Below are 13,860 nucleotides of genomic sequence, written 5' to 3'. Positions count from 1 at the left end.
CCTGGCGATAGCCCTTGCCTTGTCCTCGGCCCATTCCGGTATGTCGGAAACGGGTGCCCGGAGCCGCCGGGGGCGCGGGATCAGTGCGCCGCGCTCGAGGCCTGGGGCAGGATCCACGGCCCGCCGGAGGGCGGCGGCGTGTTGATGCGCACCCGGCAGCCGTAGCAGGCCGACAGCGCCTCGTCCTGGAACACGTCGACGGGACGGCCCTCGCCGCGCACCCGCCCGGACTGGAGAAGCGTCACCCGGTCCGCGAACATCGAGGTGAGGTTGAGATCGTGCATCACCGCGATCACCCCGCCGCCGCGCGCGGCATAGTCGCGGGCGATCTCCATCACCGTGAGCTGGTGGCCGATGTCGAGGGCGGAGACGGGTTCGTCGAGGAACAGCCAGCGCGGCCGATCGTCGAGCACCGGCTCCCAGATCTGGACGAGCACGCGGGCGAGCTGGGCGCGCTGGCGCTCGCCGCCCGACAGCTCCTGGACCATCCGGCCCTCGAAGCCCTGGAGCCCGACGCGGGCGAGCGCCTGCTGCGGCAGGTGGTCGAGCCCGGCCGCACGCCCCGTCGAGAGGCCGGAGGTCAGGCCGAGGCGCACGAGTTCGAGCACGGTGAAGGGAAAGGCGATGTTGCCCGACTGGGGCAGCACCGCGCGGCGTTCCGCCAGGTCGAGCGGGGACAGCCGCGACAGCGGCGTGCCGTCGAGGGCGACGGTGCCGTCGTGTTCCTGCTCGCCGGTCATGGCGCGCAGGAGCGTCGTCTTGCCCGATCCGTTCGGCCCGACGATGGCGGTGAGTTCCCCCGCCCGCGCGGTGAAGGTCACGCCGTCGAGCACCTTGCGCGGACCGAAGCGGACGGTGATGTCTGTGGCGGTGAGCATGTCAGACCTCGAGCAGCGCGCGGTTCTTCAGGAGGATCCAGAGGAAGAACGGCCCGCCGAGCGTGGCGGTGACGATCCCGATGGGAAGCTCCGCCGGTGTGACCGCGACGCGGGAGATCATGTCCGCGAGCAGCAGCGTGATCGCCCCGAGCAGCGCGGCGTTCGGCAGCAGGAAGCGATGCTCCGGCCCCTGGACGAGGCGCAACAGATGCGGCACCACGATCCCGATGAAACCGATGCCGCCGGTGATCGCCACCGAGGCGCCGACCGAGCCGGCGACGGAGAGGATCGCGATCCGCTTCATCTTCTGCGTGTCGATGCCCATGTGCCGCGCGACGGGTTCCCCGAGGGCGAGCGCGTCGAGGGCGCGGGCGAGGAACGGGGCGGCGAGCAGGGCGAGCGCGATCACCGGACCGGCGGTCAGCAGCTTCGCCCAGGTCGCCCCGGCGACGGAGCCCATGCCCCAGAAGGTGAGATCGCGCAGTTGCTCGTCATTGGCGCGATAGACGATAAAGCCGGTGACCGCCCCGGTCAGCGCGCCGAGGGCGATGCCCGCGAGCAGCATCGTCGCGACCGAGGTGCGCCCGCCGCGCGTCGCGATGCGATAGAGGAGCAGGGTGGAGATCCAGCCGCCCCCGAAGGCCGCGAGCGGCACGAGATAGGCTCCGACGATTTCGCGCAGGGCGAGCGGGAGGAGCCCGCCGAGCACGATCGCCGCCACCGCGCCGAAGCCCGCGCCGGCGGAGACGCCGACGAGGCCCGGATCGGCCAGCGGATTGCGGAACAGGCCCTGCATCACCGCGCCTGCCACCGCGAGCGCCGCCCCGACCAGCGCCCCGGTGAGCACCCGCGGCATGCGGATGTCCCAGACGATCGTGGTGTCGCGCACGGACGCCTCGCCGATCCCGAACCGGGCAAGGAGCGCGCCGGTCACATCCGTGTCCCCCGCCGCGCCCCAGCCGAGGCCGAGGAGCATGGTGAGCACGAGTGCCGCCAGCAGGAGGACGCGGACGCGCCGCGCCTTGGTCCGCCGGTCGCCGGCAAGCGGCAGGGTGGGGGCATCTGCCATGGCCATGGCTCAGCCCCCGACCGCCGCGTCGAGCGCCGCGTTCAGTTCGCGCGCGAAATCCGCGGTGCGCGGACCGAAGGACAGCGCCGCGGGATCGACGGTCACGAAGGCGCCGTTCTGCCCGGCGGGGGTCTGGGCGATGGCCGGCAGCGACAGGATCTGGCCGCGCCGCGCCTCGTGTTCCTCCTCGCCGGTCATCATCACGACCACGTCCGGTGCGGCGGCGATGATCGCCTCGTCGGACATGATCTTGTAGCCCTTGTAATCCGCGGCCATCACGTTTTCCGCGCCTGCGAGCGCGAGGATGCCGTTCGCGCCGGTGTCGTCGCCGGCGACGTTGAGCCGCCCGCCCTGGTTGGAGAGGATGAACATCACCCGCGGCGGGTCGGCCCGGTGCAGGTCCCCGAGTTCCGCGAAGTCGTCGGCCACCGTCCCGGCGAGGCGTTCGGCCTCTGCCTCCACGCCGAGCGCGGTGCCGATGGTGCGGATCGCGGCGAGGACCGTGTCCTCGGTATAGCCGTCGGGCACGCCGACCACCGGGATCGAGGCGGCCTCGAGCTGGTCGATCACCTCCGGCGGGCCGGCGGTGTCGCGGGTGACGATGAGATCCGGCCCGACCGAGAGCACACCCTCCGCCGAGAGCTGGCGCATGTAACCCACGTCCGGCAGTTCCTCCACCTCCGGCGGATAGAGCGAGGTGGTGTCGCGCGCGATGATGCGGTCGCCTTCCCCGAGCGCGTAGATGATTTCCGTCACCGGGCCGCCGATGGAGACGATCGCATCGGCTTCGGGATAGCTCTGGGCGAAGACCGGCGCGGCGGCGAGACAGGCGAGGCAGGCAAGGGTCTTCATTCCGCCGCCTCCCGCAGGTCGGGCAGGTCCGCGAGGATGCCGTGCCATGTGGCAAGCGCGTCGTCGTCGCTCTCGCGCTGGCCGAAGCACTGGAAGATCAGCGATCCCTCCGCGTCGAAGGCTTCGATGGAGACGGCGGGCCCGCGCTTCGTCGGCTTGTCCACCACGTAGACCTCCGCGACATGGTCGCCGCGCAGGTGCAGGTTGAAGCGCGGGTCGAGCACGTTGAGCCAGGGCCCCATCGGCTTCACGGTGTCGAGCGTGCCCCAGTGGATCTGGATATTGCCGCGGTTGCCGACGAAGAGGATCACCTTCTGCCGCGCCGCGGAGGTGGCCTCGAGAAAGCCCGCCACCGCCTCGGGCGCGACGCGGCGCACGAGGGGCGCGCCGGCAAGGCGATAGGCGCCGAGGCGATTCATGCCGAGTTTCGCGGTGAGCCGGTTGAACTGGTGCGTGTCGGTCATCCGCTGCCATTCGGAGAGCAGGATGTCGCGCTTGTCGGCGTTGATCTTCGCCCCCTCGGGAGCCTCGCGCGGGGCGACGGCGATCCCGGTCGACTGGTCGGGCAGGCGCAGGCGGTCGACGAGCGGCGCCCAGGCCTCGTGGTTGGAGCCCTCGCGCAGGAAGATCTTCTGGAGCGCATCGCCCGCCGGATCGAAGAATTGCAGCGTGCGGCGGATGCCCGTGTCGGTCCCGTTCTCGATGGCAAAGCCGTAGGCCCAGTGTTTCGGGAAGATCCGCGTGTCGATCTCCTTGCCCAGCACCATCGCGGCATGGGCGCCGGAGCGGTACTCCTCGAAGGTGCCGACGCGCTCGTGGACGCAGGAGGCGTTGCGTGTGAGCGACATCACCTCCCCCAGCGCGGTCATGAGCGGCATCACCGTGTCGGGCGCATGGGCGATGCGGGTCACGGTCATCCCGTCACGCGCCCCGGTATGGGCGGCGACGAGCTCGGCCTCGGAAATGCCGAGCATGTCGGCGAGGTCGCGGTCGCGTTTCTGCGCATGCTCGACCTTGGCGGCGCGGATGTCTGCGGCGGTGAGGGGCTTGGTCATGGCTGGCTCCTTGAATATTCATCTGAGGCGCGCGCGGGGCACGAAGGAAAAACCCCGCGCGCGCCGTCGCGTCAGGTCAGAAGACCTTCGCGATGGACAGTTTCAGGTTGCGCCCCGACGAATTGCGCGAGGACAGGTAGGGGCTGTAGGTCTCGTCGAAGATGTTCTCCACCGAAGCGCGCAGCTCGACCCCGGCAAGCGGCCCGGCCTCCGGCGTATAGCCCGCATGCAGCGCGACGGTCGTCCAGTCGTCCGAGGGCGCGGTCGCGGAACTGCCTTCGGTGCGCGACTGGCTCCAGGCATGGGTGGCGCCGACCGAAAGGTCGAGCTGCTCGTCGAGGAAACGCTTGCCGAGCGTGAGCTGCACCTTGTCGGCGGGCACGAAGTCGAAGGGCGTGTTGCTGTCGTTGATCGTGCCGCGGGTGCGCGCCCCGTTGAAGTCCACGTAGAAGTCCGGGTGGACATAGGAGAGTTCCAGTTCGAAGCCGTCGAGATCCACATCGCTCACCCCGCTGTAGGTGGTGACGTCCCAGATCCGTGTCTGGAACCCGGTGATCTTCGCCCGGAGCGCATCGCTTCCCGCGAAGACGTCGAGCGCATCATAGGACAGCCCGAGCTCATGCGTCACGCCCTTTTCGGAGACGGTGATGTTGGCGCTGCGCAGATCGTCGAGGATCGGCAGGTTTTCGTTATAGGCGACCGTGCCGAAGACCGCGAAGGCATCGGTGAGCGCATAGCGCGCAGAGAAGGCGCCGGTCACCGCGTCCTTCTCATAGGAGGTGCCGTCGGGAATGGGCGTGCTCGGGATACACGCGTTTCCGAAACATTGCTGCGCATCGCCATTCTTTTCCGAAATCAGCTTCTGATGCTCGTAGCGCAGTTGCGGGGTCAGCGTCAGGCGCTCGCCGATCTCCATCCGGTCGGCGAGATAGACCGCGATGCTCTTGTCCGTGCCGCCGGGCGCCGAAGGATCGTTCTGCCCGACGCCGTTGACGGCGTTCGGCAGCAGGATCGCCCTGCGCTCGCGCTCCTTGTATTCGATCCCGGTCGTCACCGCATGGGCGATGGCCCCGCTCGCGAACAGCGCCTCGTTCTCGAGCCGCAGGCCCCATGTGGTCGTGTCGTGGTCGGCGTTGAAGATCCCGCTGGCGCTGTCCGGCGCGCTCGAGGAGATCTTCATCTCCTCGTGCTTGTAGGTCAGCCGGGCCTCGAAATTGACCAGGTCGTTGTCCGCGGGATCGTAGCGATAGGCGAGATAGGCGGTGGTGTCCGCCGTGTCGCGGTCGACGAAGGTCTCGTCCCAGGTCGGATCGAAGGCGTCGTAGGGCACGTCCTCCTCCGGGATCTCGTTATAGGCATAGGAGAAGGTCAGCGTGCTGTCGGGGGTGATGCGGTAATTCGCCTTCAGAAGCGCGGAGGGCTGGTCGAACCCGGTCGCGTCCTGGGACACCCCGTCGCCATCCTCGCGCTCGTCGATGGTGCGGTAGCCGACAAAGGCGAGCACGTCGAAGCGGTCGTCGGGCGCGAAGGCGAGGATCGAGCTGGTGAGCAGGCCGTCGCCGTTGCTCTCGTAGCCGAATTTCTGGCGGAAGGCGAAACTGTCGCCCGGCGTGAGGAAATCGCTCGCGTCCTTGGTCTGCGCCTCGATCGTGCCGCCCATCGCGCCGGAGGAGAAGCGGAAGCCTTCGCCCGGACCGCGCGTCACCGTCACCTGGCGGAACAGCTCGGGTTCCAGCGCGAGCATCCCGCCGTTGCGATAGATCTCCTCGGCCCCGCTCGCCACGCCGTCCACCACCACGGCCACCTTGCCGTCGCTGCCATAGGTGCCGGCATAGGTGCCGAGCCCGCGGATCGAGACGGCGGCGCCCTGCGGCTGGCTGCCGTTGATGAGCGAGACGTTCGGCACCGTGTCCACGAGTTCGGCCATGGAGCTCGCCTGCCGCGCCTCGAGCTCCTCCTGGGCGATCACCGTCTCGCTCGTCGCGGTGTCGGTCTGCACGCCGCGCTGGCTCGTCGCGACGGTGATCGCGTCGAGCTCGATCGGCTCGCCGGTGGAAAGGTCTTGTGCGAATGTGGCGGCAGGCAGGAGCGCCCCGGCTCCCAAGAGGGCCGCACTGGCCAGTAGATGCGTGCGAATGGTCATGATGGTCCCAGCAATGGAGTGTTTTTCCGTGCTGGCTGCCACGACGGGAGCTTGCCGTTTGCCCTGCCGAATATGATTCCTGACAGATTTAGTCAAGTTAAAAGCGGCCCTCTGGACAGGTCCGGTTTCCTCCGTCAGGCTGGTCTGCGCATTCCTTTGGCAGGCGGAGGACAGGATGAGCACGGCGACCCCGGCGACACGCTATCTCGACAAGGCGGGGCTCGCCTATGCGCGGCTTGAATACGAGTACGTTCCGGGGCAGGACCGGATCGCGGAACAGGCCGCCCGCGCCATCGGCCTGCCGCCCGGACGGGTGCTGAAAACGCTGATGGTGGAGGTCGACGGGACCCCCGCCTGCGCCGTCATCCCCGCCGACCTCAGCCTGTCGATGAAGAAGGTGGCGAAGGCCTTCGGCGGCAAGTCCGCGCAGATGATGGACCCGGCGAAGGCGGAGCGGCTCACCGGCTTCCACACCGGCGGGATCAGCCCCTTCGGCCAGAAAAGGCCCGTGCCGGTCGCCTTCGAGGCCGCCGCCGTCGCGGCGGGGGAGGAGGTCGCGCTCAATGGTGGCAGGCGCGGGCTGATGCTGCGTCTCGATCCTGCCGGCGCGCTCGCCACGCTCGGGGCGACGGCCGCCGCGCTCTGCGCGCCGTGACCGGGGCCGGACCTCCTGCGACATTTTCGCAAAGACGGAAGCGACAAAAATATTAACATATGACGATGCCTGTGGTAGCGTCGCGCCAACAAACAAAGAAAACCGGCAGGCAATACAAGGCAATACAGGCAATGAGAACGGGCTATTCCGGCACGTTTGTCATCGCGTGGACGCAGGGGGAGCTCGATGGCCTTCCCAATGCGCCGCTGTCCGCCCTCGCGGTCGGCGCCACCTGGCGCTGGAGCGGAGAGGCGGTCTGCGTCGATGGCGCGCGCGATGTCTATGTCCTCGAAGGGGCGATCGGGCAGGCGGAACTGCATCAGCGGGCCGCGCAATCGGTGCGGCGTCTGATCGGCACCGCGGTGGCCGGCGCGCCGGTCTATCGCGACGAGTTGCTGCGCGAACGGCTGTTCGACGGCGGCTTCGACGTCACCGACGGGACGCGGCGCTACGAGATCACCGTCATCGACACGCCCGGCCTGGGCGTGCCGCTGCTGATGTTCCTGGGCGAGATGCCGCCCGCCGACACCGATCTCTGGATCGTCTCGACGCGGGTCGCCGCGGTCGGCCGGGCGCAGGCGGAGGCGCCCGGCGCGGTGATCTGCTTCACGCCCGGCACGCGGATCCTCACGCCCTCGGGGCCGCGCCCGGTGGAGGCGCTCGTCGAGGGCGATCTCGTCCAGACGAAGGACAACGGTCCCCAGCCCCTGCGCTGGATCGGCGGCCGCCGGGTGACGGGAGCGCGGCTGTATGCGATGCCGCATCTGCGCCCGATCCGGCTGCGCGCCGATGCGCTGGGCATGGGCCGGCCCGACGGCGATCTTCTGGTCTCGCCGCAGCACCGGATGCTGGTGACCGGCGCGCCGGCGCGGGACCTGTTCAACGCCGAGGAGGTGCTGGTCGCGGCGAAGGATCTGGTCGACGGGCTGGCGGTGAGCATCGACCGCTGGGCGCGGGAGGTGCGCTATGTCCACCTGCTGTTCGACAGCCACCAGGTGATCTTCGCCAACGGGTTGGAGACCGAAAGCTTCCATCCCGGCCTCGCAGGCTTCGGGGAGATCGCGGAGGACCAGCGCGCCGCGCTCCTCGCCCGCTTCCCCGGCCTGGCGCGGGACAGCGGCGAATACGGCCCGGCCGCGCGGCGGCTCCTGAGCGCGGCGGAAGCGGCGATCCTGATGCACGCGGTCGCCTGAGCGGCGCGGCGGCTTGCGTGGGATCTGCCTGACGCAAGTCTGGCGGAAGACCGACAGCCCGCCGCGGTCCCGGCGGAGGGGTGTTGACTCTCCGCCGCGCGCCTGTATAAGCCCGCCATCCGGTGTGCAGCGATGCGCGCCGGCGACTTATTTGGTGTTGGTGGCCCCCGCAAGGGGATGCCTGTCGCCCGAAGGAATGATCCGGAGGGAAAGGACAGCACCTTTCAAGACCGTTGAAAGGATCCAGTTCGTGACCAAACGCACGTCTGCCAAGTATAAAATCGACCGCCGCATGGGCGAAAACATCTGGGGCCGCCCGAAATCCCCGGTCAACCGCCGCGAATACGGCCCCGGCCAGCACGGCCAGCGCCGCAAGGGCAAACTCTCCGATTTCGGCCTCCAGCTCCGCGCCAAGCAGAAGCTGAAGGGCTATTACGGCGACCTGACCGAGAAACAGTTCCGCCGCATCTTCTCCGACGCCGAGCGCCAGCGCGGCGACACCGGCGAGCTGCTCATCGGCCTGCTGGAGCGCCGCCTCGACGCCGTCGTCTACCGCGCGAAATTCGTGCCCACGATCTTCGCCGCGCGCCAGTTCGTGAACCACGGCCATGTGCTCGTGAACGGCCAGCGTGTGAACATCCCCTCCTACCGCGTGAAGGAAGGCGACGTGATCGAGGTGCGCGACAGGTCGAAGCAACTCGCCATCGTGCTCGAGGCCGTCGGCCTCGCCGAGCGTGACGTGCCCGACTATCTCGACGTCGACCACAACAAGATGACCGCGACCTTCGTGCGCACGCCGGGCCTGTCCGACGTGCCCTATCCGGTGATCATGGAACCGAACCTCGTCATCGAATTCTACGCTCAGAACTGATCTGAGCCGACCTCGACCCGATCGCGAAGGCCGTCCCTCCGGGGGCGGCCTTTCCGCTTGCCGGGGCGGGGCGGAAGACCGGGCCTGAGGCGAATCCCCGATCCGTGCTAGGCTCCGGGTCGAACCGGAACCGGACCGGGAGGGGAGAGACCATGGCCGCGCGGGATATTTCATTCGCCTCGTTCAACCTTCTCAACCTGCAACGCCCCGGTGCGCCGATGTATTCGGGCAGCGCATGGAGCGAGGATCAATACGAGGCAAAGCTGTTCTACACCGGCGCGGTGCTGAGCCGGCTCGCACCCGACGTGACCGGGTTTCAGGAGCTCTGGGACGGCGCGGCGCTCACCGAGGCGCTCGACATCGCGGGGATGGCGGAAAGCCATGTGGCGCTGGTGCCGCCGGATCACGGCGGCGACCGCATCGCCTGCGCCGGCGCGGTGCGGGCCGACATGCTCGTGGGGGAGCCGGAATGGATCGTGGCCTTTCCCGCCGGGATGGCGCTCGCCTCCGGCGGCGACGATCCGCAGCAGGACCGCATCGCGGTGGAGCTTGGCTCCTTCTCGCGTCCGGTGCTCCATGTCACGGTGCGCCCGCATGAGGAGACGCCGGTGATCCACGTCTTCGTCTGCCATTTCAAGTCGCGCCGCCCGACGGAGCTGTGGCGCGAGGGCTGGTACGACCGCGAGACCCACGCGCCGCACCTCACCGCGCTCGGCTACGCAATCTCCACGATCCGGCGCACGGCGGAGGCGGCGGCGCTGAGGATGATCCTCACCGATCTCATGAAGGGATCGAACACGCCCGTGGTGGTGATCGGCGACATGAACGACGGCAAGCTGTCGAACACGCTCAACATCCTGACAGAGCAGCCGCAATATCTCACCGGCCTGTCCGAAGGCGGCGGCGACAACGCGCTCTACACCGCGCAGGTGCTTCAGGAATACCGCTCCACCCGCGACGTCTATTACACCCATGTCTACAGGAAGGAGCGCGAGAGCCTCGATCACATCCTCGTCTCCCAGGAGTTCTACGATCATTCGCGCCGGCGGCTCTGGGCCTTCGACGAGATGGTGGTGGAGAACGATCACCTGAACCGCAACGACCACGACAGCTCGGGGACGAGCGATCACGGCGTGATCCGCGCCGGCTTCCGCTGGCGTCCGGCGGAAGGGGCATCGGTCTGACACGCCCCCGACCGACGCGCGGGGGCAACAGGCGGTCCTTGCCTGCTCATCGCGCTTTCAAAGACCCGCAAGCGAGGCTATGAGAGGCGGGCAAATGAGAACGAGTGGACCCATGACCCGTGTGATCGAACCGCAACCCGGCATTCTCGACATCGCGCTCTACCAGGGCGGGGCGAGCCATGTTCCGGGCGTCGAGAATGTGATCAAGCTCTCGTCGAATGAAAACCCCTTCGGCGCGCCGGAAAGCGCGAAGGCGGCATTCGCCAAGGCCGCGCACAATCTGCATCGCTATCCCAACACCGACCATTACGCGCTGCGCAAGGCGATTGCGGATGTGCACGGGCTCGATCCCGACTGCGTGATCTGCGGCGTCGGCTCGGACGAGATCATCACCTTCCTCTGCCAGGCCTATGCCGGCGTCGGCGACGAGGTGATCTATACCGAGCACGGCTTCGGCATGTACAAGATCTCCGCCAAGGCGGCGGGGGCGACCCCGGTCTGCGTGCCCGAGCGCGAGCGCGTGGTGGATGTCGACGCGATCCTCGCGGCCTGCACCGAACGCACGAAGCTCGTCTTCATCGCCAATCCCGCGAACCCGACCGGCACGATGATCGGCCAGCGCGATATCGCCCGGCTTGCGGCGGGGCTTCCCGGCCAGGCCATCCTCGTGCTCGACGGCGCCTATGCGGAATTCGTCGAGGGGTTCGACGGCGGTTCGGCACTGGTCGAGGCGCGCGACAACGTGGTGATGACGCGCACCTTCTCCAAGATCTACGGACTCGGCGGCGTGCGCGTCGGCTGGGGCTACGGTCCGCGGGAGATCATCGACGTGCTGAACCGCGTGCGCGGGCCGTTCAACCTGTCCGAGCCGCAGCTCGCCGCCGCCGAAGCCGCGGTCAGGGACCGCGACTGGGTCGAGAAATGCCGGGAGGACAACACCCGCCTGCGCGCCTGGCTCGCGGAGGCGCTGATGGAGCTCGGCGTGCCGTCGGACACGTCCTGCGCCAATTTCATCCTCGCCCGCTTCACCGACCAGGAGGAGGCGGAGGCCTGCGACGAATTCCTCAAGGCGAACGGCATCATCGTGCGCCGCGTGGGCGGCTACGGCCTGCCCAACTGCCTGCGCATCACCGTGGGTGACGAGGCCTCCTGCCGCCGCGTCGTGCATGTGATCGGTCAGTTCATGGAGCAGAAGCGGTGAACGACGTCATCTTCGACCGCGTCGCCCTCATCGGCCTTGGCCTCATCGCGGGGTCCATGTCGCTGGCGATGCGGCGTGCGGGCGTGGCGCGGGAGATCACCGGCTATGCCCGTTCGCAGGCCACCCGCGATACCGCGCGCGAGATCGGTCTGGTGGACCGGGTCTGCGACAGCGCGGCCGCGGCGGCCGAGGGTGCCGATCTCGTCGTCCTTGCCGTGCCCGTGGGCGCGATGGGCGCGGTGGCGGCGGAGATCGCACCGGTGCTGAAACCCGGCGCGGTGGTGACCGATGTCGGCTCGGTGAAGCGCAGCGTGCTCGAGGCGGTCCTGCCGCAGATCCCGGAGGGCGTGCAGTTCGTCGGCAGTCACCCGATGGCCGGGACCGAGCATTCGGGCCCGCGTTCGGGCTTTGCCGAGCTCTTCGACAACCGCTGGTGCCTGATCGTCCCGCCCGAGCAGGCCGACGAGGGCGAGGTGAGGCGGCTCGAGGCGTTCTGGGCCGCGCTCGGGGCCACGACCGAGCGGATGGATCCCGACCATCACGACATCGTCTGTGCCGTCGTCTCCCATGTGCCGCACCTCATCGCCTATACGATGGTGGGCGTGGCCGACGACCTGCGCCGGGTGACCGACCAGGAGGTCATCAAGTTCTCCGCCGCGGGGTTCCGCGACTTCACCCGGATCGCCGCCTCCGATCCGACGATGTGGCGCGACGTCTTCCTCACGAACAAGGACGCGGCGCTGGAAATCCTCGGGCGCTTCACCGAGGAGCTCTTTGCGCTTCAGCGCGCGATCCGCACCGGCGACGGCGACACGCTGCACGATTATTTCACCCGCACCCGCGCGATCCGTCGCGGGATCATCGAGGCGGGGCAGGACACGGACGCACCGGATTTCGGGCGCGCCAAAAAGAGCGTATGACGCGCGGCGCGGCGATAGTCCTCGCGCTGGCGGGGGTGTTGTGTTCGGCCGCCGGGGCAGGTGCCCAGGTCGAGAGTTCGCCGATCCCCGAGCCGCGTCCCGGTGCCGGTGCGAATTACTCGGTCGACGATCTCGGCGGGGTCTCTCCCCAGGCCTCGGTCGGTCCGGTCCGGCCGGAGGCCGCCGCCTCCGCGCCGCCCGTCGCCCGCTCTCCCCGGCCCGAACCGCGCCCCGACGGGCTCGCCGAACGCGCGCAGGCGGTGATCGCCGCAACCCGCGTGAGCCGCGGCGTCGCCGGCTCCGTCTGCGGCGTGGCCGCGATCCGCGGCCGCGCGCTCAGCGCCATTCCGGGGCGGGTCAAGGGCTGCGGCGTGGAGGCGCCGGTCGAGGTGACGGAGATGGGCGGCGTGCAGTTCTCGACCCCCGCCACCATCGACTGCCCGACCGCGCGGGCGCTCTACACCTGGCTCGAGACCGGGGCGAAACCAGCGGTGGGACGGTACGGCGGCGGCATCTCGACCCTCACCATCGCGGCGAGCTATGTCTGCCGTCCACGCAACAACCAGTCCGGCGCGAAGATTTCCGAACACGGGCGCGGCCGTGCGGTGGATGTTGCAGCCATCGGCCTCGCGGATGGCGGGCAGATCTCGCTGCTCGAGGACTGGGGACGCGGCCGGGAAGGCCGGATGCTGCGCGCGATGCACAAGGCGGCCTGCGGCCCCTTCGGCACGGTGCTCGGCCCGGAGTCCGACGGCTACCACCATGATCACCTGCATTTCGACACGGCGCGCTATCGCTCCGGCAGCTATTGCCGCTAACGGATCGTGAGGCGCGGCGCCGGTCCGATCGGGATGAATCCCAGCGTGATCATCCCGTCCCTGAGGGTCAGCTCCGCGTCGATCGTGTCCTTGCGCCCCGACATGCCGGCGAGCATGCCGCCGGCGCGCAGGGCGATCTTTTCCATCTGCTCGGGGATCGCGCCCATGGCGGTGGCGATCTCGATCATCTCGCGCCAGTTCTCCGCCTTCACCGCGACCGTGCCCTCGGGATAGCCGCGCGGGTCGACGTCGAAGGCGCCGGTCAGGCGCAGTTTCAGCGGTCCCCATTGCGCGGCGAGCCCGGTGAGGTCGACATGCGTCGGCTGTGGCCGCGGTCCCTCGAGCGCGTGGATATCCCATGGCGCATCGAACCGCGTGCGCATGTCGAGTTCGAACGTATCGAAACGGTCGGTCAGCCGCCCCTCGGGATCGAGGCTGTCCATCATCCCCTCCGCGGGCTCGAGGCCATGCGCGGTGAGGGTGATGCGATGGGTGAGGGGATCGGCGGCATCGCGCTGCGTCACGAACCGTCCGGTGTCGAGCGTCACGCCCCAGCCGAGCGAGGAGGTCACCGCGAGATCCTCGAGCGTAGCCGAGGAATGGTCGAGCGTCAGGCTCGGGCCGGCCGCGACGAAGAGCTCGGCCTCGGCGCGCGTCTGCGTGACGTCGATGCGCTGGTAGGGCGTGGCGAACCGGGCCTCGTCCGCCGCGCGCGCGGTAAAGCGGGTGGGCCGGGTGCTCTGGCTCAGGATCTCGATCCGCGGCGTGGAAAAGGCGACGCCGCTGCGCGGATCGGCAAGCTGCGGCTCGCGGATGACCGTGTCGAAGCGGGTCGGGAAACCGCGGGTCTTCACGTCCGAATATTCGGCCTGCCAGCCCTCGGCGGCGCGGGCGGCGATCCAGGATTCGATCGCCTTCTCGGTCCCGCGGGCGCCGATCACCCAATAGCCGGCGTAAAGGATCGCGGCGATCGGGATGAGCCAGAGGAATCTGCGCATGGGAGGTCCTTTTCATTCCGCGT

Annotated in this window: 13 protein-coding genes; 7 read left to right on the top strand and 6 right to left on the bottom strand. The window is 68.9% G+C overall.

The genetic code is table 11. The features are described from left to right. Window positions 1–80: 80 nt before the first annotated feature. The 5 genes from P73_RS18510 to P73_RS18490 form a co-directional block, all read right to left on the bottom strand. Window positions 81–878, bottom strand: coding sequence for a heme ABC transporter ATP-binding protein (locus P73_RS18510; RefSeq protein ID WP_043870729.1), 798 nt, complete (start codon window positions 876–878; stop codon window positions 81–83). Between the two features lies 1 nt (window position 879). Next, on the bottom strand, window positions 880–1,953 hold the full coding sequence (locus P73_RS18505; RefSeq protein ID WP_043870728.1) for a FecCD family ABC transporter permease: 1,074 nt from the start codon (window positions 1,951–1,953) through the stop codon (window positions 880–882). A gap of 3 nt (window positions 1,954–1,956) precedes the next feature. After that, the gene (locus P73_RS18500; RefSeq protein ID WP_043870727.1) at window positions 1,957–2,799 is read right to left on the bottom strand and encodes a heme/hemin ABC transporter substrate-binding protein; all 843 of its coding nucleotides are present in this window, start codon (window positions 2,797–2,799) and stop codon (window positions 1,957–1,959) included. Further along, on the bottom strand, window positions 2,796–3,854 hold the full coding sequence (locus tag P73_RS18495; RefSeq protein WP_043870726.1) for a hemin-degrading factor: 1,059 nt from the start codon (window positions 3,852–3,854) through the stop codon (window positions 2,796–2,798). Before P73_RS18495 ends, P73_RS18500 begins: the two co-directional genes overlap by 4 nt. A gap of 76 nt (window positions 3,855–3,930) precedes the next feature. Beyond that, window positions 3,931–5,997 carry a TonB-dependent receptor domain-containing protein gene (locus tag P73_RS18490; protein WP_043870725.1) on the bottom strand — a complete coding sequence of 689 codons (2,067 nt, stop codon included), beginning with the start codon at window positions 5,995–5,997 and terminating at the stop codon, window positions 3,931–3,933. 175 nt (window positions 5,998–6,172) lie between these two features. On the opposite strand from P73_RS18490, the gene P73_RS18485 reads away from it, so the two are divergent. The 7 genes from P73_RS18485 to P73_RS18455 all read left to right on the top strand — a co-directional run bounded on the left by P73_RS18485 (window position 6,173) and on the right by P73_RS18455 (window position 12,839). Further along, the gene (locus tag P73_RS18485; protein ID WP_043870724.1) at window positions 6,173–6,652 is read left to right on the top strand and encodes a YbaK/EbsC family protein; all 480 of its coding nucleotides are present in this window, start codon (window positions 6,173–6,175) and stop codon (window positions 6,650–6,652) included. 131 nt (window positions 6,653–6,783) lie between these two features. Beyond that, window positions 6,784–7,845, top strand: coding sequence for a Hint domain-containing protein (locus P73_RS18480; RefSeq protein ID WP_043870723.1), 1,062 nt, complete (start codon window positions 6,784–6,786; stop codon window positions 7,843–7,845). Window positions 7,846–8,095: 250 nt separating this feature from the next. Continuing rightward, complete coding sequence (gene rpsD / locus P73_RS18475; RefSeq protein ID WP_043870722.1) at window positions 8,096–8,716, top strand: 30S ribosomal protein S4; 621 nt, start codon at window positions 8,096–8,098, stop codon at window positions 8,714–8,716. Between the two features lie 152 nt (window positions 8,717–8,868). Next, window positions 8,869–9,900 carry an endonuclease/exonuclease/phosphatase family protein gene (locus P73_RS18470; RefSeq protein ID WP_043870721.1) on the top strand — a complete coding sequence of 344 codons (1,032 nt, stop codon included), beginning with the start codon at window positions 8,869–8,871 and terminating at the stop codon, window positions 9,898–9,900. Window positions 9,901–10,012: 112 nt separating this feature from the next. Beyond that, a complete protein-coding gene (gene hisC / locus P73_RS18465; RefSeq protein ID WP_043870720.1) occupies window positions 10,013–11,101 on the top strand; it encodes a histidinol-phosphate transaminase in 1,089 nt (362 codons plus the stop codon). 56 nt (window positions 11,102–11,157) lie between these two features. After that, on the top strand, window positions 11,158–12,021 hold the full coding sequence (locus tag P73_RS18460; protein WP_052453597.1) for a prephenate/arogenate dehydrogenase family protein: 864 nt from the start codon (window positions 11,158–11,160) through the stop codon (window positions 12,019–12,021). After that, a complete protein-coding gene (locus P73_RS18455) occupies window positions 12,018–12,839 on the top strand; it encodes an extensin-like domain-containing protein (protein WP_074743193.1) in 822 nt (273 codons plus the stop codon). Before P73_RS18460 ends, P73_RS18455 begins: the two co-directional genes overlap by 4 nt. On the opposite strand, the gene P73_RS24550 is transcribed toward P73_RS18455, so the two are convergent. Continuing rightward, window positions 12,836–13,837, bottom strand: a complete 1,002-nt coding sequence (locus P73_RS24550) for a DUF2125 domain-containing protein (RefSeq protein WP_052453402.1) — start codon at window positions 13,835–13,837, stop codon at window positions 12,836–12,838. The genes P73_RS18455 and P73_RS24550 overlap by 4 nt on opposite strands. Window positions 13,838–13,860 lie beyond the last annotated feature (23 nt).

The organism is Celeribacter indicus (assembly GCF_000819565.1).
Lineage (GTDB): Bacteria > Pseudomonadota > Alphaproteobacteria > Rhodobacterales > Rhodobacteraceae > Celeribacter > Celeribacter indicus.
The sequence above is the reverse complement of the archived record's forward strand: the minus strand, read 5'-3'. Positions and strand labels throughout refer to the sequence as shown.